This is a genomic window from Luteimonas sp. RC10, from assembly GCF_014192745.1.
Taxonomy (GTDB): domain Bacteria; phylum Pseudomonadota; class Gammaproteobacteria; order Xanthomonadales; family Xanthomonadaceae; genus Luteimonas.
Map to the genome: position 1 here is coordinate 385,319 of NZ_JACHYJ010000001.1, position 17,976 is coordinate 403,294.

18 protein-coding genes are annotated in these 17,976 nt (G+C 71.5%); 5 read left to right on the forward strand and 13 right to left on the reverse strand.

Going from position 1 to position 17,976, the window contains the following annotated elements; genetic code table 11:
- Positions 1–559 precede the first annotated feature (559 nt).
- Positions 560–1,693 carry an IS481 family transposase gene (locus tag FHW73_RS01625; RefSeq protein WP_183425357.1) on the forward strand — a complete coding sequence of 378 codons (1,134 nt, stop codon included), beginning with the start codon at positions 560–562 and terminating at the stop codon, positions 1,691–1,693.
- 567 nt (positions 1,694–2,260) lie between these two features.
- Here FHW73_RS01625 and mnmG read toward each other — a convergent pair.
- Positions 2,261–4,159, reverse strand: coding sequence for a tRNA uridine-5-carboxymethylaminomethyl(34) synthesis enzyme MnmG (mnmG, locus tag FHW73_RS01630; RefSeq protein WP_183424961.1), 1,899 nt, complete (start codon positions 4,157–4,159; stop codon positions 2,261–2,263).
- Positions 4,160–4,685: 526 nt separating this feature from the next.
- On the reverse strand, positions 4,686–5,333 hold the full coding sequence (locus tag FHW73_RS01635) for a hypothetical protein (RefSeq protein WP_183424962.1): 648 nt from the start codon (positions 5,331–5,333) through the stop codon (positions 4,686–4,688).
- A 133-nt stretch (positions 5,334–5,466) separates the two neighbouring features.
- Here FHW73_RS01635 and FHW73_RS01640 point away from each other — a divergent pair, with 133 nt between their 5' ends.
- Both FHW73_RS01640 and FHW73_RS01645 read left to right on the forward strand, forming a co-directional pair.
- Positions 5,467–6,447, forward strand: a complete 981-nt coding sequence (locus FHW73_RS01640) for a pyridoxal-phosphate dependent enzyme (protein WP_183424963.1) — start codon at positions 5,467–5,469, stop codon at positions 6,445–6,447.
- 16 nt (positions 6,448–6,463) lie between these two features.
- Entirely contained in the window at positions 6,464–7,087 is a 624-nt protein-coding gene (locus tag FHW73_RS01645; RefSeq protein WP_183424964.1) for a YdcF family protein, read from the forward strand.
- A gap of 15 nt (positions 7,088–7,102) precedes the next feature.
- Here FHW73_RS01645 and FHW73_RS01650 read toward each other — a convergent pair whose 3' ends face one another.
- The 7 genes from FHW73_RS01650 to bioB form a co-directional block, all read right to left on the reverse strand.
- Positions 7,103–7,711 carry a hypothetical protein gene (locus FHW73_RS01650; protein ID WP_183424965.1) on the reverse strand — a complete coding sequence of 203 codons (609 nt, stop codon included), beginning with the start codon at positions 7,709–7,711 and terminating at the stop codon, positions 7,103–7,105.
- A 72-nt stretch (positions 7,712–7,783) separates the two neighbouring features.
- On the reverse strand, positions 7,784–8,416 hold the full coding sequence (locus FHW73_RS01655) for a YitT family protein (protein WP_345776142.1): 633 nt from the start codon (positions 8,414–8,416) through the stop codon (positions 7,784–7,786).
- Between the two features lie 203 nt (positions 8,417–8,619).
- On the reverse strand, positions 8,620–9,519 hold the full coding sequence (bioC, locus tag FHW73_RS01660; protein ID WP_183424967.1) for a malonyl-ACP O-methyltransferase BioC: 900 nt from the start codon (positions 9,517–9,519) through the stop codon (positions 8,620–8,622).
- 31 nt (positions 9,520–9,550) lie between these two features.
- Complete coding sequence (bioH, locus tag FHW73_RS01665; RefSeq protein WP_183425358.1) at positions 9,551–10,318, reverse strand: pimeloyl-ACP methyl ester esterase BioH; 768 nt, start codon at positions 10,316–10,318, stop codon at positions 9,551–9,553.
- Positions 10,319–10,386: 68 nt separating this feature from the next.
- Complete coding sequence (locus FHW73_RS01670; RefSeq protein WP_183424968.1) at positions 10,387–11,391, reverse strand: multidrug resistance efflux transporter family protein; 1,005 nt, start codon at positions 11,389–11,391, stop codon at positions 10,387–10,389.
- The gene (bioF, locus tag FHW73_RS01675) at positions 11,388–12,596 is read right to left on the reverse strand and encodes an 8-amino-7-oxononanoate synthase (RefSeq protein ID WP_183424969.1); all 1,209 of its coding nucleotides are present in this window, start codon (positions 12,594–12,596) and stop codon (positions 11,388–11,390) included. Before bioF ends, FHW73_RS01670 begins: the two co-directional genes overlap by 4 nt.
- Before the next feature lie 27 nt (positions 12,597–12,623).
- Positions 12,624–13,697 carry a biotin synthase BioB gene (gene bioB, locus FHW73_RS01680; RefSeq protein ID WP_183424970.1) on the reverse strand — a complete coding sequence of 358 codons (1,074 nt, stop codon included), beginning with the start codon at positions 13,695–13,697 and terminating at the stop codon, positions 12,624–12,626.
- Between the two features lie 49 nt (positions 13,698–13,746).
- Between bioB and FHW73_RS01685 the strand changes: the two genes are divergently transcribed.
- Entirely contained in the window at positions 13,747–14,478 is a 732-nt protein-coding gene (locus FHW73_RS01685; protein WP_183424971.1) for a ComF family protein, read from the forward strand.
- Between the two features lie 45 nt (positions 14,479–14,523).
- A complete protein-coding gene (locus FHW73_RS01690) occupies positions 14,524–15,012 on the forward strand; it encodes a hypothetical protein (protein ID WP_183424972.1) in 489 nt (162 codons plus the stop codon).
- A gap of 238 nt (positions 15,013–15,250) precedes the next feature.
- Here the strand turns inward: FHW73_RS01690 and fghA are convergent, their stop codons facing one another.
- From fghA to frmR, 4 genes are read right to left on the reverse strand one after another with little or no spacing between them, the layout of a single operon-like run.
- The gene (gene fghA / locus FHW73_RS01695; RefSeq protein WP_183424973.1) at positions 15,251–16,081 is read right to left on the reverse strand and encodes an S-formylglutathione hydrolase; all 831 of its coding nucleotides are present in this window, start codon (positions 16,079–16,081) and stop codon (positions 15,251–15,253) included.
- Entirely contained in the window at positions 16,078–16,449 is a 372-nt protein-coding gene (locus FHW73_RS01700; protein ID WP_183424974.1) for a YqcC family protein, read from the reverse strand. Before FHW73_RS01700 ends, fghA begins: the two co-directional genes overlap by 4 nt.
- Positions 16,450–16,457: 8 nt before the next feature.
- Positions 16,458–17,567 carry an S-(hydroxymethyl)glutathione dehydrogenase/class III alcohol dehydrogenase gene (locus FHW73_RS01705; RefSeq protein ID WP_183424975.1) on the reverse strand — a complete coding sequence of 370 codons (1,110 nt, stop codon included), beginning with the start codon at positions 17,565–17,567 and terminating at the stop codon, positions 16,458–16,460.
- 49 nt (positions 17,568–17,616) lie between these two features.
- Complete coding sequence (gene frmR / locus FHW73_RS01710) at positions 17,617–17,889, reverse strand: formaldehyde-responsive transcriptional repressor FrmR (protein ID WP_183424976.1); 273 nt, start codon at positions 17,887–17,889, stop codon at positions 17,617–17,619.
- Positions 17,890–17,976 lie beyond the last annotated feature (87 nt).

A 17,976-nucleotide genomic window follows, 5' to 3' on the forward strand; every position in this document is an offset into this window, starting at 1 on the left:
GGGGAGGGCTGGGTGAGGGCTGGTCGCGCCAGGCCCGTACCCCCACCCGATGCCTGACGGCATCGACCTCCCCCGCGCTGCGGAGGAGGTGACCCGTCTGCCCTGCAGAGGAGGTGGCCCGTCTGCGCTGCGAGGTAGTGGCCCGTCCGCGCTACGCGCGCGAGTCGCGCCGCTTGTCTCCCTCCCCCGCATCGCGGGGGAGGGCTGGGGTGGGGGCGCTGTTCGCGGCAAGCCCAGCCCCCACCCGATGCCTGACGGCATCGACCTCCCCCGCGCTGCGGAGGAGGTGACCCGTCTGCCCTGCGGAGGAGGTGGCCCGTCTGCGCTGCGAGGTAGTGGCCCATCCGCACTACGCGCGCGGGTCGCGCCGCTTGTCTCCCTCCCCCGCATCGTGGGGGAAGGCTGGGGTGGGGGCTGGTCGCGCCAGGCCCGTGCCCCCACCCGATGCCTGACGGCATCGACCTCCCCCCCGTGTATAGACCGGACACATGGTGGACAGGTGTTCGGGGACATGGTGGACACATTCAAGCTCGGCATTTCGGTCCGATGGGAGCGAGCGATGCCGTGGCAGGAGGTGTCGACGATGACGTTGCGTGAGGAGTTCACCCGGTTGGCGCTGCGGGAAGACACCAACCTTCGGCAGTTGTGTCGCCGATTCGGCATCAGCCCCACGACGGGCTACAAATGGCGGGCGCGTGCACGCTTGGGTGAGCCGCTATCGGATCGCTCTCGCCGGCCCCAGGCCACGCCGCTTCGCTGCGCGCCACAGGTCGAGGCGTTGATCGTGGGGTTGCGGGCGCAGCATCCAGCCTGGGGGGCACGCAAGCTGGCGCGTCGGCTGGAGGTGTTGGGCCACGCGATGCCAGCCGTCAGCACCGTGCATGCCGTCCTGCGCCGTCACGGTCTGATCGCACCTGCCGCCTCCCAGGCGGCCCAGCCTTGGCAGCGCTTCGAGCATCCGGCGCCCAACGATCTGTGGCAGATGGACTTCAAGGGCCATGTCCCGATGTCTCGGGGCCGATGCCATCCGCTGACCGTGCTCGATGACCATTCCCGCTATGCCTTGGTCCTGCAGGCTTGCGGCGAGGAGACGCGCGAGACCGTCATCGGGCACCTGACCACGGCCTTCCGGCGCTACGGTGTGCCGCTGCGGATGACCATGGACAACGGCGCGCCCTGGGGCACCCACTACACCCGACTCGATCTATGGCTGATGCGGCAAGGCATCCGCGTCGGCCATTCGAGGCCGTTTCATCCGCAGACACAGGGCAAGGACGAACGCTTCCACCGCACCCTGAAGATCGAAGTGCTGCAACACATGCCCCTGATCGACCTCGCCCAGGCGCAACGCGCTTTCGATGGCTGGCGGGCCATCTACAACCAGCAGCGGCCGCACGAGGCGCTGGGGATGGGCGTGCCGGTCGATCGGTATCGCCCCAGCGCGCGGGACTATGTCGAGCACCCGGCACCGCCTGAATACGGCGACAGCGACGAGGTCCGGCTCGTGCACGAACATGGCCGCATCGCCTGGCGAGGGCGGAACTGGAAGGTGGGCAAAGCGTTCGTGGGCGAGCGTGTGGCGATCCGCCCAACCCTGGAGGATGGGCGCTACGAGGTGTACTGGAGCACGTGCCGAGTCGCCAGGATCGACCTGGTCACCGGGCAAGTGAACGCGGGGCGAGTCCTTGCATGACCCGTCCACCATGTCTCCGAACAGGTGTCCACCTTGTCTCCGGTCTGTACACCGCGTTGCGGAGGAGGTGGCCCGTCTGCGCTGCGGAGGAGGTGGCCCGTTTGCGCTGCGAAGGAGGGAGCCCGTCCGCGCTACGCGCGCGGGTCGCGCGCGTGTCTCCCTCCCCCGCATCGCGGGGGAGGGCTGGGGTGGGGGCGCTGTTCGCGGCAAGCCCTGCCCCCCACCCAATGCCTGACGGCATCGACCTCCCCCGCGTTGCGGAGGAGGTGACCCGTCTGCCCTGCGGAGGAGGTGGCCCGTTTGCGCTGCGAGGTAGTGGCCCGTCCGCGCTACGCGCGCGGGTCGCGCCGCGTGTCTCCCTCCCCCGCATCGCGGGGGAGGGCTGGGGTGGGGGCGCTGTTCGCGGCAAGCCCAGCCCCCACCCGACGCCTGCGGCGTCGACCTACCCCCGCAGGCGGGGGAGGTGAAGCGCGCGGTCCTGCTTGTCGCGCCTTCTCCCGCATGCGGGGCATGCGCCCGGCGCGATACGGAGGGCGTCGTTCGACCAGGGGGCCCAGGCGCGTGCGGTTACGCGGCGCCGGCCATGCGCCCGCGCCGCGCGCGTTCGAGATGCACCAGCAGCAGCGAGATCGCCGCCGGGGTCATGCCGGGAATGCGCTGGGCCTGGCCGACGGTCAATGGCCGCACCTGGCCGAGTTTCTGCACGATCTCGGCCGACAGCCCGCGCACAGCCGCGTAGTCGAAGCTGTCCGGGATCGCCGTGCCCTCCTGGCGCTGCTGGCGCTCGATCTCCACCCGCTGGCGTTCGAGATAGCCCGAGTACGTTGCCTCGATCTCGACCTGCTCGGCGATGTCGGCATCCGCCACGCCCGGGCCGAGGCCGTCCACGCGCATCAGCGCCGGATAATCGAGCCCGGGGCGGCGCAGCAGGTCGATCGCGTTGCTCTCCCGGCGCAGCTCGATGCCCAGCGTCTCCACGACCGCACGGCCCAACGCGTTGTGCGGCGAGGCCCACAGCCCGCGCAGACGGGCGGTCTCGCGCTCGATCCCCTCGCGTCGGGCGTCGAAGCGTTGCATGCGCGCGTCGTCCACCAAGCCCAGCTCACGGCCGATGCCGGTCAGGCGCAGGTCGGCATTGTCCTCGCGCAGCTGCAGCCGGTACTCGGCGCGGCTGGTGAACATGCGGTACGGCTCTTTCGTGCCGTGCGTGATCAGGTCGTCGATCAGCACGCCGATGTAGGCCTGGTCGCGGCGCGGGCTCCAGGCCTCGAGGCCGCGCACCTGGCGGGCAGCATTGAGCCCGGCGATCAGGCCCTGTGCGGCGGCTTCTTCGTAGCCGGTGGTGCCGTTGATCTGCCCGGCGAAGAACAGCCCGGCCACCGCGCGCGTCTCCAGCGACGCGCGCAAGCCGCGCGGATCGAAGAAGTCGTACTCGATCGCGTAGCCGGCGCGGGTGATGTGCGCCTGCTCGAAGCCGACGATGCTGCGCACCAGCGCCAGTTGCACGTCGAACGGCAAGGACGTCGAGATGCCGTTGGGATAGATCTCGGCGACGTCCAGGCCTTCGGGCTCGACGAAGATCTGGTGGCTGTCCTTGTCGGCGAAGCGCACCACCTTGTCCTCGATCGACGGACAGTAGCGCGGGCCGATGCCCTCGATCTGGCCCGAGTACATCGGCGAGCGATGCAGCGCGCCGCGGATGATCTGGTGTGTGCGCTCGGTGGTGCGGGTGATCCAGCACGGCACCTGGCGCGGGTGGTCGGCCTGCGAGCCGAGGAACGAGAACACCGGGCGCGGATCGTCGCCGGGCTGGATCGCCATCGCCGCGTAATCGAGCGTGCGGCCGTCGATCCGCGGCGGCGTGCCGGTCTTGAGCCGGTCGACGACGAACGGGCGCTCGCGCAGCCGCTGGGCGAGCGTGGTCGCTGGCGGATCGCCTGCACGGCCGCCTGCCGACTGCGCTTCGCCGACATGGATGCGACCGCCGAGGAACGTGCCCGCGGTCAGCACCACCGCCGGCGCGTCGAAGCGCAGGCCGGTCTGGGTAATCGCGCCGCGCACGGCGTCGCCCTCGATGATTAGATCGTCGACCGCCGACTGGAAGATCGTCAGGTTCGGCTGCGCCTCGACCGCGCGGCGCACGAACGCACGGTAGAGATTGCGGTCGGCCTGGCAGCGGGTGGCGCGGACCGCCGGGCCCTTGGAGGCGTTGAGCCGCCGCCACTGGATGCCGGCGGCGTCGGCGGCGCGGGCCATGATCCCGCCCAGGGCATCGATCTCGCGCACCAGGTGGCCCTTGCCGATGCCACCGATCGCCGGGTTGCAGCTCATCACGCCGATCGTCTCGACGTTGTGGGTCAGCAGCAGGGTGCGGGCGCCGGCGCGCGCGGAGGCGAGCGCCGCTTCGGTGCCGGCGTGGCCGCCGCCGACGACGATGACGTCGTAGCTGTAGAAGTCGTTGGGCATCGGCGGATTATCCGGCAGGTCGGCCGGCACGGGCGAGCCGGCGCTTGGCACGATTTCTGCGTACGTTCGGGTTGCACCCGGGACGGCAAGCGTCTGAAAGGGGGGCGCGGCTGGAGATTGGAACAGGGCCGGCCATGTACGTCCCGGGGAAGCACGGGGCCGGATGTCGGGGGACATCCGGCCCCTTTTTTTTGGCTCGCCACCCACGCACGCGTCTTGGGCCGCAGGGTGAAGAGCCGATGCCCGGAGGAGGGCGGAACAGGGGGGATCCGAGAGTCCCCCGCCGGGCATCGACAGTCGTATGACCTTTTCGTCGTAAACCGACGCAATCGGTCAGGCGGGGCCAAGCTTCGCCCGGGAATGCCAACGGCGCAAGCCCCAATGCAGCTCGACTTCCTGAGAATGGGCCGGAGTTCACGAAAGCCGCCCCATCCAAACCAGGGTCAGCGTCGCTTTTCTCAAGCAACGCTGACGATACGGCGCGACGCAGGCTCGAAAAGCGACGCTGACCCCGGTTTTCGGAAGATCAGGGGACGCGCTGGTCGGGGCGGCGGTAGCCGGCGCGCTCGCGCGGGGCCGGGCGCGGGGTGTCGCTGCTCGGCGGGCGGCTTTGCGGCGGACGGCTCGGCGGACGCTGCTCCGGCGGGCGGGCCTGCGACGGCGGGCGGTAGCCCGGACGCGGGCCGTTGTGGCCGGGACGGCCGTCGCCGCCGGGGCGTCCGCCCCAGTGCCCACCGGGGCGACCCGGACGATCGGAGTCCGGGCGTCCGGGCCGATCGGGACGGCCGACGCCAGGCCGGCCATCGCTCCAGCCCGGGCGACCCGGGCCATGGCCATGCGGCGGCCGATACCCGGGCCGTCCATGTCCGTGTCCGTACCCCGGACGAGGGGGCACGATCGGACGCACGATCACCGGCGGCGGCCGGTAGTAGCCACCGCCGTAACCATAGCCATAGCCGTAAGGCCGACTGCCGTAGTACGGCGCGCCGTATCCGGCGCCGCCATACCAGCCCGAGTAACGCCCGTAGCCGACGCTGCCGTAGGGGGCGCCGTAGCTGCGGTACACGGTGCCGGGCGAGCCGTAGTAGTAATCGCCACTGCCGCCGCGGTAGCCGTAGCTCGCGCAACCGGCAAGGGTCAGACAGGCGACGAAGATCAGTCCCTTGCGGATCATGGCGGTCCCCCGCTCGATAAGGGCTCCAGCTTCGGCTGCGTCCATTGAATCAGCCCTTAAGAGCACCGGCCGACCTCGCAACACGATCTTGTTCGATCGTGAATCCGCAAGGCGGCTCGGCTACGCTGTTGCGATGCATGCCGCCCCGCCCTTGCCCGACGCCAACGACCTGCTCGCCGCGGCGGCCCGGCTCGCGCCGGTCGCCCATCTCACACCGGTGTTGCGCAGCCGGGTGATCGATACAGCCGCCGGTTGCGCGCTGCACTTCAAGGCCGAACATCTGCAGCGCGCGGGCGCGTTCAAGTTCCGCGGCGCCTGCAATGCGGTGCTGGCGCTGGACCCGGACACTGCCGCGCGCGGGGTGGTCACGCACTCGTCCGGCAATCACGGCGCGGCGCTCGCGCTGGCGGCGCATCTGCACGGCATCGCCTGCCATGTCGTGGTGCCCGAGGGCGCAGTGGCGACCAAGCTGGCGGCGATCGCCAGCTACGGCGCGGTGTTGCATCGCTGCGCGGCGACGCTGGCCGACCGCGAGCGCAGCTGCGAACAGGTCCGTGCGCAGACCGGCGCCACGCTCGTGCACCCCTATGCCAATGCCCAGGTGATCGCCGGCCAGGGCACGGCCGCGCTCGAGCTGCTGCACGCGGCCGGCCCGCTCGACGACCTGGTCGTGCCGGTCGGCGGCGGTGGGCTGGCAGCCGGCACCGCATTGGCAATCGCGCACGCCGCGCCGCAGACCCGGTTGGTACTGGCCGAGCCGCGCGGCGCCGACGACACCCTGCGCTCGCTGCGCCAGGGCGCGCGCGTGGACGACCTCGTCCCCGACACGGTCTGCGATGGCCTGCGCGGGCTGCTGGGCGCGCCGAACTTCGAGATCCTCTCGCGCCATGGCGTCGCACACGGCACGCCGGTCGAGGTGCTGGCGGTCGACGATGCCGACACCGTCGCCGCCGCGCGGCGGATCGCCGTGCACACCAAGCAACTGGTCGAGCCGTCGTCGGCCATCGCGCTGTCCGCGGTGCTGGGCGCGCCGGCGCGCTTCGCCGGCCGCCGCGTCGGCATCGTGCTCAGCGGCGGCAACGTCGATCCGGACCGGCTGCCGTGGCGGCCGTGAGCGCCGCGGTGCGGTCGTGAGCCAGCGGCGTCGACGCCGTCCGCTGCTGCGCCTGTGCGTCTGGGGCGCGCTGTTGCTGGTCGCCTGGCTGGCCGGCGTCGCGGCCTGGATCGTGCATGTGGGCAGCCGCGACGAGGCCGGTCCGGCGGACGCGATCGTGGTGCTGGGCGCCGCCGCCTACGACGCGGTGCCCTCGCCGGTGTTCGAGGCGCGGATCGACCACGGCCTGGATCTCTATCGCGCCGGCCATGCGCCGATGTTGATCTTCACCGGCGGCTACGGCGGCGCCAAGGCGCGCTTCTCCGAGGCGCAGGTCGCACGCCGCTATGCGTTGCGCCGCGATATCCCGGCCTCGGCGATCCTCACCGAGTCGCGCTCGCGCACCACGGTCGAGAACCTGGTCGAAGCGCGGCGGTTGATGCGCGAGCACGATCTGCACCGGGTCATCGTGGTCAGCGACCCGCTGCACATGGCGCGCGCATTGCGTGCGAGCCGCCGGCTGGGCATCGATGCGGTCGGTTCGCCGACGCCATCGACGCGCTTCCGTACCTTCCGCACCCAGCGCGAGTTCCTGCTGCGCGAGGTGTACTTCTTCCACCGCGATCTCTACGAGTCGATCGTCGCCCGACTCAAGTCGTGATCCGACGACGCGCGCTCAGCGCGCGGGAGGTTGGCCGTCGGCCACCAGGGTCAGGCCCTCGGCGAGCAGCCAGCGGGTCGCGAGCACGCGCTGGGGCTGCGGCTGGTCCTTGAGCACGTCGACCATCTGCCGGAACGCGCGGCAGCGCCCTGCCCGGCTGGCCTCGTCGGTGCCGGTCGAGGTGAGCCCGAGCATGAAGCCGTCGTGCAGCAGCGTCGCGGTCACCGCGGCTGCGCGCAGCACCTGTTGCGCGGCGGCAGCGTCGAACGCCTGCGGCGCGCCCTGCAGGCCGGTCAGTGCGACGTTGGTGAACGCATTGGCGAAGCGGTTGCGGCTGGCCGGCCCGAGCCGGTCGACGGTGCGCTGGAACGCGGCCAGGTCGCGCGTGGCGTCGGGCTCGAACAGGTCGCACAACGCCCGCGCTTCCCCGGGTTCGCGCGAGGCGTGCAGCACCGCCTGGAACAGCCCATCGATGGCCTCGGGTGCGGCGCGGCGCAGCACATCGCCGCCGCTCGACAGCACCGCGGCGGTATCGATCTGCGACAGGTCGATCTCGTACTGCTGCGCGGACGCCGGCAGCGACAACGCGGTCAACAGCAGCACAACAGTCGGGCGCCAGCGCATCAAGGTATCCACGTCGCCAGGAGGAGGCGCCGAGTCTAGGCGCTGGCGTGCGGCATCGGATGAACGCCGCGCTCAGGCGCCCATGTAGCGCCCGGGCCGGTGGTTGAACAGCAGCACCAGGTTGAGCACCAGCACGCCGAGCGCCGAGTACAGCACCTTGGACGGCGGCAGTACGGTCAGCGAGACCAGCATCAGCACCGTGTCGAAGCCCAGCTGCAGCTTGCCCGCGCTCCAGCCGCGGCTGCGCTGCAGCCACACCACGACGATGCCCACCCCGCCCAGGCTGGCGCGGTGGCGGATGAACGACAGGATGCCCATGCCGACCAGCGCACCGCCGAACACCGCCGCGAACAACGGCGTCATCGATTCGAACGGCGCCATGCGCGGGATCAGGTCGGCGACGACGCCGGTCACGCCGACCGCGAGGAAGGTCTTGAGGGTGAACTCCCAGCCCATGCGCCGCACCGCGATCCAGTAGAACGGCAGGTTGAACAGCACGAACAGCAGGCCGAAATGCGCGCCGGTGGCGTAGTGCGCCAACAGCGCCATACCGGCCACGCCGCCGACCATCAGGCCGCCGGTCGCCAGGATCGACATGCCCAACGCGCTGACCAGGCTGGCCAGGATCAGGCCCTGCACATCCTCGGCGACGGTATGGCGCTGCGGCAGCGGCGCCGGGGCGGCCACGGCCACCGCCGCCGCCACTTCGGCAGCGTCGGGCACGGGTTCGAACGCGCCAGGGCGGGAGTCGGCGGGCACAGCGGAGATCCGGTGATTGTTGCGGCGCAGCATAACGCGAGCGGGCGGTTGCCGTCAGTGCGATGCGCCCCTGACACAGACCCGGCTTCGACCATCCTGCGTGGATTGGCCTTCGAGGCACCGACGTCCGGGAAGCCGGCGGCGCGGCGTCAGTCGCGCCGCCGGCGGACCGGGATCGCGCTGGCCGGGAACCGTGCCAGTTCCTCGCCGCCGTCGCGGATCGGCGCGCCCGGCTGCGGTGCCCAGGCCATCGCGGTGATCCATTCCCAGCTCGCCGGCAGACCCTCGGGTTCACGGAACTGCGCGTAGTGGGCGGCGGCCGCGGCGAAGCGCGCGCGCCCGGTCAGCGCACGGCGACGGCCGGACAGCGCATTGGTCGCGCCGACCGCACGCAGCTCGCGCATCAGCGCGGTCATGTCGGGGTGATGGTGGACGACGACCTCGCGGTCGAGCACCGGGTTGCGGAAGCCGGCCTGCATCAGCGCGTCGCCGAACTCGGCGATCGATGCGAACGGGCTGACGTGCGGCACCTCGTCGGCGTGGCCGAAGGCCTCGCGCAGTTCGATCAGGGTCTGCGGGCCGAACGTCGAACACAGCAACAGGCCGTCGGGACGCAGCACCCGGCGAAAGCCGGCGAACGCGGCCGCCAGGTCCTCGACCCATTGCAGCGACAGGTTGCAGAACAGCACGTCGACGCTGTTGTCGGCGATCGGCAGCGCACGCAGGTCGGCGCAGACCCGGTCGACGGGGCGTTGCAGCCCGAGGCGGTCACGCCAGCCGGCGCGTACCGGCGCCTGCTGCAGCATCGGCAAGGCCAGGTCCACTGCGACGATGCGCGCCTTGGGCCAGCGCACGCGCATCGCCAGCGCGGCATGCGCCGGACCGCTGCCGACATCGAGCACGCAGCCAGGCACGCGGTCGTCGAGATAGTCCAGCGACTCGAGCAGATGCGCCTCGACCTGCCGCTGCAGAGCGGCGGCGCCGGCGTAGCTCGACGAGGCGCGCGAGAACGCCCGGCGAACGTGGGTGCGATCGAAGATGGCGGTCATGGGGTCGGCGATTCGGTGGCGGGAGGGCGCGTCAGGTCGCGGCTTTGGGCAGGAAGGCCAGCAGGTGTTCGGCCACGGCATCGGCATGGGTCAGGAACGGCGCGTGACCGGCATGCGCGATCGTGTGCGCCTGCGCATCGGGGGCCTGCGCGGCGGCGGCGTGCATCGCCTGTGGATCCACCAGCCGGTCGCGCCGACCGGCCAGCCACAGGCTGGGCACGGTGAGTCCGGGCAACGCCGCGCGCAGGTCGATGCTGCGCAGCAGCTGCAGCCCGTCGACCAGCGCATGCGCGGCGGGCTCCCCGCGCGCGAAGACCTCGGCGCGCAGCGCGCGCAACTCGCCGCGCGCATCCTCCGAGCCAAAGGCTTCCAGGGCGATGAAGCGGTCGAGCGTACCGCGGTAGTCGTCGCGCAGGCCGCGGGCGAAGTCACGGAAGATCTCCGGCGCCATGCCGTGCGTCCAGTCCTCGCCCCGTACGAAGCGCGGACTCGCGCACAGCATGGCCAATGCGGTGACCGACGCCGGGCGAGTCGCCGCGGCCTGCAGCGCGAACAGTCCGCCGAGCGACCAGCCCAGCCACGGCGCCGGCGGCAGCCGCGACGCAAGCGCGTCGACCACCGGCGCGAGCGCCAGCGGCACGGTGGCGTCGCGGCTGCGCCCATGACCCGGCAGGTCCACGCAGTAGACGGTGCGGTGGGCGCGCAGGCGCGCGACCAGCGGCGCGAACACGCCACCGTGCATCGCCCAGCCGTGCAGCAACACCAGCGGCGGCCCGTCGCCGCAGACCTCGATATACAGACCGCTGCCGTCATCGGGCAGCGCGGTGGTGGGCGGCGTGTCGTGCATCGTCGGTGTGCCTTCGTCGGTCATGCGCCCTTGTCCCCGCGCAGCGCGCGCGTGCGACGCGGACTGGTCGCCGCCGGGCGCGCGACCAGCAGCGCGAACGCGACGATGCCGCCGGTCACCACCAGCGCGCCGAGCAGCGCCCGGCCCTGGGGCCAGGCCTCGTGCAGGAACAGTGCGCCGAGCAGCGCCGCGAACAGCAATTCGGCCGCTTGCATCGCCTCGGCCGCGCCGAGCGCGACCGGGTTGTGCCGGACCATGCCGGTGGCCTGGAAGAACAGGATGGTCGCGATCACGCCCGCGCTCAGCGCCACGCCCGCCGCCAGCCACACCTGCGGCAACGATGGCGCGCCGGCCTGGTGCCAGGCGAACGCCGCCACGACCAGCCACAGCGGCTGGCTGGCCAGCGTCAGTCCGAACACGCGCTGGGTCGCGGTGAGGTCTTCGCCGGTGCGCTCCAGGTGCAGCAACAGCAGACGATTGCCCAGTGGATAGGCGATCGCCGCGGTCAGCACGCAGGCCAGCGCGATCCAGCCCGCGACATCCAGGCCCGCACCGCCGTGGCCGAACTGCATCAGCAGCACGCCGACCAGGATCGCCGCGGCGACGGCGAGCGCGGCCGGCGGCACGCGGCGCCGGGCGTCGCGGTAGAGCAGCGGCGCGCACAACATGCCGGCGATCACGGTGAACTGGAAGCTGCCGGCGACCAGCCACGCCGGGCCGCTGGACGCGGCGAACGAGAGCATGCAATAGAACAGCAGGAAGCCGATCGCGCTGCAGCGCAGCCACGCCCAGGGATGCGCGGCGATCGCACGCAGCACCGGCGCGGTGCCGCCCTGCCAGGGCATCAATGGCAGCAGCAGCGGCAGGGTGATGAAGTAGCGCAGGCACGCCGTCCACGCCCAATGGCCGCCGCCGCTGGCGCTGGCGCGGTTGAGCACGTAGGTCAGCGTGAAGAACAGCGCCGAAGCCAGTGCGATCGCCACCGCCAGCAATGCGCGGCGGTTGTCGTGGGGCTGCGTGCTCATGCCGGGATCGCGGACGACGTCGGGACCAGCGCATCGCGCGCGGCGGCGAGTGCATCGACCAGCGCGTCGATCTGCGCGTCCTCGTGGGTCGCGGCGAGCGTGATGCGCAGCCGCGCCTGGCCCTCGGGCACGGTCGGCGGGCGGATCGCCGCGACCCAGAAGCCGGCCGCATCGAGCGCCCGGGACAACGCGAGCGCGGTCGCGTTGTCGCCGCAGCGCAGCGGCTGGATCGGCGTGTCGGATGGCATCAGGTCCAGGCCCGCGCGCGCGGCGCGTTCGCGCAAACGCTGCACCAGCGCGCCCAGCCGCTCGCGGCGCCAGTGTTCGTGGCGCGCCAGCCGCACCGCGGCCAGCGTCGCGGCGGCCTGCGCCGGCGGCAGTGCGGTGGTGTAGACATAGGGCCGCGCGGTTTCGGCCAGATGCGCGACGAGGTCGGCATCGCCGGCCACCACCGCGCCGTAGCCGCCGAATGCCTTACCGAGCGTCAGCAACTGCAGCGGCACCGCTTCGACGCCGAGCCCGGCCTGCGCGACGCTGCCGCGGCCCTCGGGCCCGCACACGCCGATGCCGTGCGCATCGTCGACGTACAGCAGCGCCTGCTGCGCCTGTGCGACCGAGGCCAACTCGCGCAGCGGCGCGATGTCGCCGTCCATGCTGAAGACGCCATCGGTCGCGACCAGCGCCGCGCCGCCGGGCAGGCCCTGCAACTGGCGCAGCGCGCCTTGCGCGTCGCCGTGCGGATAGCGGCGCAGCCGGCACCCGGCCAGCCGCGCGGCGTCGATCAGGCTGGCGTGGTTGAGCCGGTCCTGCACGCAGGCATCGTCCTCGCCCAGCAGCGCCTGCAGCACCGCGAGGTTGGCCGCAAACCCACTGCCCATCAGCAGCGCCGCCGGCACCTGCAGCCAGTCGGCGAGCTCGCGCTCGAGCGCGACATGGCGGGCGTGGTGACCACAGACCAGGTGCGAGCCGCCACTGCCGACACCGTCATCGAGCGCCGCGTCGCGCAGCGCCGTCGCCACGTCCGGATGCTGGGCCAGGCCGAGGTAGTCGTTGCCGCAGAAGTTCAGCAGCCAACGGCCGTCGACCTCGCAGCGCATGCCGTCGCGGCGCGCGACTGTGCGCCGCCGCCGACGGGCATGGCGGGCGTCGCGCGCCAGCCGCGCCGCACGCGCGCGTTCGCGCAGGTCGGGCCGCTCAGGCGCCATCGCCGCCCGCGTCCGCGCGCGCCGGCGTCATGCCGCGCAGCTCGCCGGGTGCTGCGGCAGTTCGATGATGTCGGCGTGCACGGTCCCCGGATGGTCGTGGTCGGCGGCATCGACCATCACCTGCATCGGCCGCAGGCCCAGGCGCGCGAACAGCGCCAGGTCGCGCTCGGTGTCGGGATTGCCGGTGGTCAGCAACTGCTCGCCGTAGAAGATCGAGTTCGCGCCGGCCAGAAAGCACATCGCCTGCAGCTCGTCGCTCATGTCCTGGCGCCCGGCCGACAGCCGCACCATCGAGCGCGGCATCAGGATCCGCGCGACCGCGATCGTGCGCACGAAGTCGAACGGGTCGATCTGCTCGGTGCCGTGCAGCGGCGTGCCCTCGACCTGCACCAGCCGGTTGATCGGCACCGAATCGGGATGCGCCGGCAGGTTGGCCAGCGTGCGCAGCAGACCGGCGCGCTGGCGACCGCTCTCGCCCATGCCGACGATGCCGCCGCAGCAGGTCTTCAGGCCCGCCTCGCGCACGTGCTCGAGGGTGTCGAAGCGGTCCTGCAGATCACGCGTGCGGATGATCGCGTCGTAGTACTCGGGGTCGGTGTCGATGTTGTGGTTGTAGTAGTCCAGGCCCGCGTCCTTGAGTGCGCGCGCCTGCTCGCCGCTGAGCATGCCCAGCGTGGCGCAGGTCTCCATGCCCAGCGCCTTGACCTCGCGGATCATCGCCGCGACCTTCGGGATATCGCGGTCCTTGGGCGAGCGCCACGCCGCGCCCATGCAGAAGCGGGTCGCGCCGGCGGCCTTGGCCTGGCGCGCCTTCTCGAGCACCGCCTCGGTGGCCATCAGCTTCGTTGCATCGACCCCGGTGTGATAGCGCTGGGCCTGCGGGCAGTAGGCGCAGTCTTCCGGGCAGCCGCCGGTCTTGACCGACAGCAGCGTGCTGACCTGGACCTCGGCCGGATCGAAGTGCTCACGATGCACTTGCGCGGCGCGGAACAGCAGCTCGGTCAGCGGCAGCGCGAACAGCGCTTCGACCTCCGAACGGCTCCAGTCGTGACGCAGGGGGGGCTGGCCGGCGGTATCGCGGGCGTGGCTGACAACAGACATGGTGGTTTTCCGACGGTCGCGGCGGGACAGGGCCGGCAGTCTGGAAAGCATGACACAGGCTGTCAACCAGACGCCCGGCCCGGCGGTTGACGAGCGCCGTGGCCATCGCTGGCTGCGACGCCTGTTCGCGGCACGCTGTCTGGTGTGCGAGGAACGCGGCGACGATGGCCGCGCGCTGTGTGCGGCCTGCGCCGCGGCGCTGCCGTGGAGCGGCCCGGCCTGCGCGCGCTGCGCGGTCCCGCTGGCGGCCGGCGACGCGCTATGCGGGGGCTGCCTGCGCCGCCCGCCGCCGCTCGAGGCGACCTACGCGGCGTTCGTCTATGGCTTTCCGGTCGACCGCCTGCTACCGCGGCTGAAGTTCCATCGCGACCTCGCCGCCGGCGCGCTGCTGTCGGCATCCATGGCGCGGGCCTTGGCCTCGCGGCCGCGGCCCGACGCGCTGGTGCCGGTGCCGCTGCACCCGGCGCGGCTGCGCACACGCGGCTACGACCAGGCGCTTGAGCTGGCGCGTCCGCTGTCACGTGCGCTCGCGCTGCCGCTGCGCGCCGACCTGCTGCGTCGGCAGCGTGCGACCGCGCCGCAGTCCCGGCTCGATGCACCGGCACGGCGTCGCAATGTCCGCGACGCTTTCGTGGCGACCGCACGTGGCGCTTTGCCTGCGCACGTCGCGCTGGTCGACGACGTCATGACCACCGGCGCGACCCTGCACGCGGCGGCGCTCGCCTTGCGCCGCCTCGGCATCGCGCGCGTCGATGCCTGGGTCTGCGCGCGGGTGCCGTGAGCGCGGCAGGTAGGATGATGCGACGTCCCCCACACGGTCCTGCCCATGTCACGAACGCCGCTGCTGTCTATCCTGCTTGCCCTGTCCGCACTCGTCGCGCTGCCCGGCTGCAGCCAGACGCCCGCCGAGCCGATCGTGTCCGAGCGCTATGTCGACATCGAATTGCACCTGGAACCCGCACGCGATGCACCGCCGGGCAGCGAGACGACCCGCGCTTGGACCACCGATGACGGCCGCACGCTCCATCTGCGCCACGTCGATACGATCCCCGGCACCGAGGTCCGTTCGGTCCGCGCTGAGAGCCTCGGCGACCGTCCCGCGCTCGTGGTCGAGCTCGCCCCGTCAGGTGCCGCCCAACTCGAGGCGCTGACCACCGACCATATCGCCCGGCAGTTGGGCCTGGTCGCGAACGACAGACTGCTGCTTGCCGCACGGATTGCCGGTCCCTTCTCCGACGGCTTCCAGGTGGCGACCGACACGCTCGAGGAGGCCGAACGCCTGCACCGCTCGTTGGTGGTCAGCGACGACCAGTAGCCGCCCCCACCCCAGCCCTCCCCCGCATGCGGGGGAGGGAGCGATCAGCGCGCGCCTTAGTGTGGGCGCTCGATTGGCGCGAGGAGTGTGGGCCTGCGAGGCTCGGCTGTGCGCGTTGAGTAGCGCCCGATCGGTGCGGGGATACCGAATGGCGCGCGATGCTCGGGCGCGCTGCCCTCCCCCGCGTGCGGGGGAGGGCTGGGGTGGGGGCAATTCGCGCAGCCCCAACGCCCGAGCATCAACCGCGCAGCGCGCCGGCATGGTGAGCGATGTGGTCGCCGATGAAACTGGCGATGAAGTAGTAGCTGTGGTCGTAGCCAGGCTGCATGCGCAGCTCGAGCGGATGGCCGGCGGCCTCGCACGCGGCCTGCAACAGCTGCGGGCGCAGCTGGCCGTCGAGGAACTCGTCGGCATCGCCCTGGTCGATCAGCAACGGCAGCCGCTCACTCGCGATGGTCACCAGTGCGCACGCATCCCAGGCCTGCCAGGCGGCGCGGTCATCGCCCAGATACGCCGAGAACGCCTTTTCGCCCCACGGCACCTGGCTGGGCGCGACGATCGGCGAGAACGCCGACACGCTGCGGTAGCGCCCCGGATGCTTGAGCGCGGTCACCAATGCGCCATGGCCGCCCATCGAGTGCCCGCTGATCGCGCGCGCGTCTGTCGCCGGGAAGTGCGCTTCGATCAGCGCAGGCAGCTCGCGCGCGACGTAATCGTGCATGCGGTAGTGCGCCGACCATGGCGCCTGCGTGGCGTCGACATAGAAGCCGGCGCCCTGGCCGAGGTCGTAGCCCTCGGCATCGGCCACACCCTCGCCGCGCGGGCTGGTGTCGGGCGCGACGAGCATAACGCCATGTTCGGCCGCGTAACGCTGCGCACCGGCCTTGGTGATGAAGTTCTGCTCGTTGCAGGTCAGACCGCTCAGCCAGTACAGCACCGGCAGCGGGCCGTGCTCGGCCTGCGGTGGCAGATAGACCGCGAACCGCATCATGCAACCGAGCGTGTCCGAGGCGTGTTCGTAGACGTCCTGCCAACCGCCGAAGCTGGCGCGGTGTTCGATGCGTTTCATGAGGCGCTCCTGCATGCCGGCCTTTGGCCGGCTCGTGTATTGATCAGTTCATCCAGCTGCGAGAGAAGGCGCAGCAAGGGTTGGGCGTCGGGCTGGCCGTCGAGATTGCGATAAGCGGCCACGGCCACGTCACTGCGCGTTGGCCATTGGCCATCGGCGCGTGCCTCGTGCAGGCGTGGCAGGAACACCTGCGCCAACCAGTGCTCGAACGGCATCTCGTCAATGCCGAACGGCGAATCCACCGCGCGCGGCGCCCCCACCTCGCCCTCGACCCAGCCCAACGCGCGCAGCGCCTGTTCGATCGGATCGACCAGGGCCGCGCGCGGATCGACCGCGCGCGGCCGGCGCAGGGCGTCGAACCAGCCCACGCTGCGGCTCAGTAATGGACGACCGAGCGGATCGACTTGCCCTCGTGCATCAGGTCGAAGGCGTCATTGATCGCGTCCAGGCCCATCGTGTGGGTAACGAACGGTGCCAGTTCGATCTCGCCCTTCATCGCGTCCTCGACCATGCCCGGCAACTGCGAACGGCCCTTGACGCCACCGAACGCGGTGCCGAGCCACTTGCGCCCGGTGACCAGCTGGAACGGCCGCGTACTGATTTCCTGGCCGGCACCGGCGACGCCGATGATCACGCTCTGGCCCCAGCCGCGGTGGGCGCATTCGAGCGCGGCGCGCATCACATTGACGTTGCCGATGCACTCGAACGAATGGTCCACGCCCCAGCCGGTCATCTCGACGATCACCTGCTGGATCGGCTGGTCGAAGTCCTTCGGATTCACGCAGTCGGTGGCGCCGAACTCGCGCGCCAGCTCGAACTTCGACGGGTTGGTGTCCACGGCAATGATGCGCCCGGCCTTGGCCTGACGCGCGCCCTGGATCACCGCCAGGCCGATGCCGCCCAGACCGAACACGGCCACGCTGTCGCCTGCCTGCACCTTGGCGGTGTTGTGCACCGCGCCGATGCCGGTGGTCACGCCGCAGCCGAGCAGGCAGACGTGCTCGGGGTTGGCGTCGGGATTGATCTTCGCCAGCGAGACCTCGGCCACGACGGTGTACTCGCTGAAGGTCGAGCAGCCCATGTAGTGATAGATCGGCTCGCCGTTGTACGAAAAGCGCGTGGTGCCGTCGGGCATCACGCCCTTGCCCTGGGTGGCGCGCACGGCGACGCACAGGTTGGTCTTGCCCGACTTGCAGAACAGGCACTCGCCGCATTCGGCGGTGTAGAGCGGAATCACGTGATCGCCCGGCTTGACCGAGGTCACGCCCTCACCCACCTCGACGACGATGCCCGCGCCCTCGTGGCCGAGCACGGCGGGGAACAGCCCTTCCGGATCGTCGCCCGACAGCGTGAACGCGTCGGTGTGGCAGACGCCGGTGTGGGTGATCTTCACCAGCACCTCGCCGGCCTTGGGCGGCGCGACGTCGATCTCGACGATCTTCAGCGGTTGCCCGGGGGCGAAGGCGACGGCAGCACGGGATTTCATGGCGATGACTCCAGGGAACAGGACAAGGAACGCGCGGGCGGCGGGCCGCTCAGCGCAGGTAGGACCGGACCAGCGCGATGGCGTCGTCGATCGAGGCCTGCCGCCGGTCGGCACTGCTGGCCCCGGCGAGTTCCTCGCGCAGGTGACTTTCGAGCACACCGGCCATCAGGCCGTTGACCGCACCGCGGATCGCCGCGAGCTGCTGGAGCACCGGCGCGCAGTCCGCGCCGGCCTCGAGCGCGCGCTCGAGCGCGTCGAGCTGGCCGCGCATGCGACGCACACGGGCAAGCACACGCTTTTTTTCCTCGGGCGAATGGGGCATGGCCGGCCTGCGATTCGGTACTGGGGTGGAGTATATCGCGAAGGTGCGGCGTTCGCGCAAACCGCCTGGCGTGCACGCTGTGTCCAT

What these genes read in the sequence shown, in the direction of transcription:
- fghA (WP_183424973.1), bottom strand. Translation starts at nt 16,081, where the DNA reads ATGAAACGCATCGAACACCGCGCCAGCTTCGGCGGTTGGCAGGACGTC.
- bioC (WP_183424967.1), bottom strand. Translation starts at nt 9,519, where the DNA reads ATGACCGCCATCTTCGATCGCACCCACGTTCGCCGGGCGTTCTCGCGC.
- FHW73_RS01670 (WP_183424968.1), bottom strand. Translation starts at nt 11,391, where the DNA reads ATGAGCACGCAGCCCCACGACAACCGCCGCGCATTGCTGGCGGTGGCG.
- FHW73_RS01640 (WP_183424963.1), top strand. Translation starts at nt 5,467, where the DNA reads ATGCATGCCGCCCCGCCCTTGCCCGACGCCAACGACCTGCTCGCCGCG.
- frmR (WP_183424976.1), bottom strand. Translation starts at nt 17,889, where the DNA reads ATGCCCCATTCGCCCGAGGAAAAAAAGCGTGTGCTTGCCCGTGTGCGT.
- bioB (WP_183424970.1), bottom strand. Translation starts at nt 13,697, where the DNA reads ATGTCTGTTGTCAGCCACGCCCGCGATACCGCCGGCCAGCCCCCCCTG.
- FHW73_RS01690 (WP_183424972.1), top strand. Translation starts at nt 14,524, where the DNA reads ATGTCACGAACGCCGCTGCTGTCTATCCTGCTTGCCCTGTCCGCACTC.
- FHW73_RS01650 (WP_183424965.1), bottom strand. Translation starts at nt 7,711, where the DNA reads ATGCGCTGGCGCCCGACTGTTGTGCTGCTGTTGACCGCGTTGTCGCTG.
- bioF (WP_183424969.1), bottom strand. Translation starts at nt 12,596, where the DNA reads ATGGCGCCTGAGCGGCCCGACCTGCGCGAACGCGCGCGTGCGGCGCGG.
- FHW73_RS01635 (WP_183424962.1), bottom strand. Translation starts at nt 5,333, where the DNA reads ATGATCCGCAAGGGACTGATCTTCGTCGCCTGTCTGACCCTTGCCGGT.
- FHW73_RS01625 (WP_183425357.1), top strand. Translation starts at nt 560, where the DNA reads ATGCCGTGGCAGGAGGTGTCGACGATGACGTTGCGTGAGGAGTTCACC.
- FHW73_RS01685 (WP_183424971.1), top strand. Translation starts at nt 13,747, where the DNA reads ATGACACAGGCTGTCAACCAGACGCCCGGCCCGGCGGTTGACGAGCGC.
- mnmG (WP_183424961.1), bottom strand. Translation starts at nt 4,159, where the DNA reads ATGCCCAACGACTTCTACAGCTACGACGTCATCGTCGTCGGCGGCGGC.
- FHW73_RS01705 (WP_183424975.1), bottom strand. Translation starts at nt 17,567, where the DNA reads ATGAAATCCCGTGCTGCCGTCGCCTTCGCCCCCGGGCAACCGCTGAAG.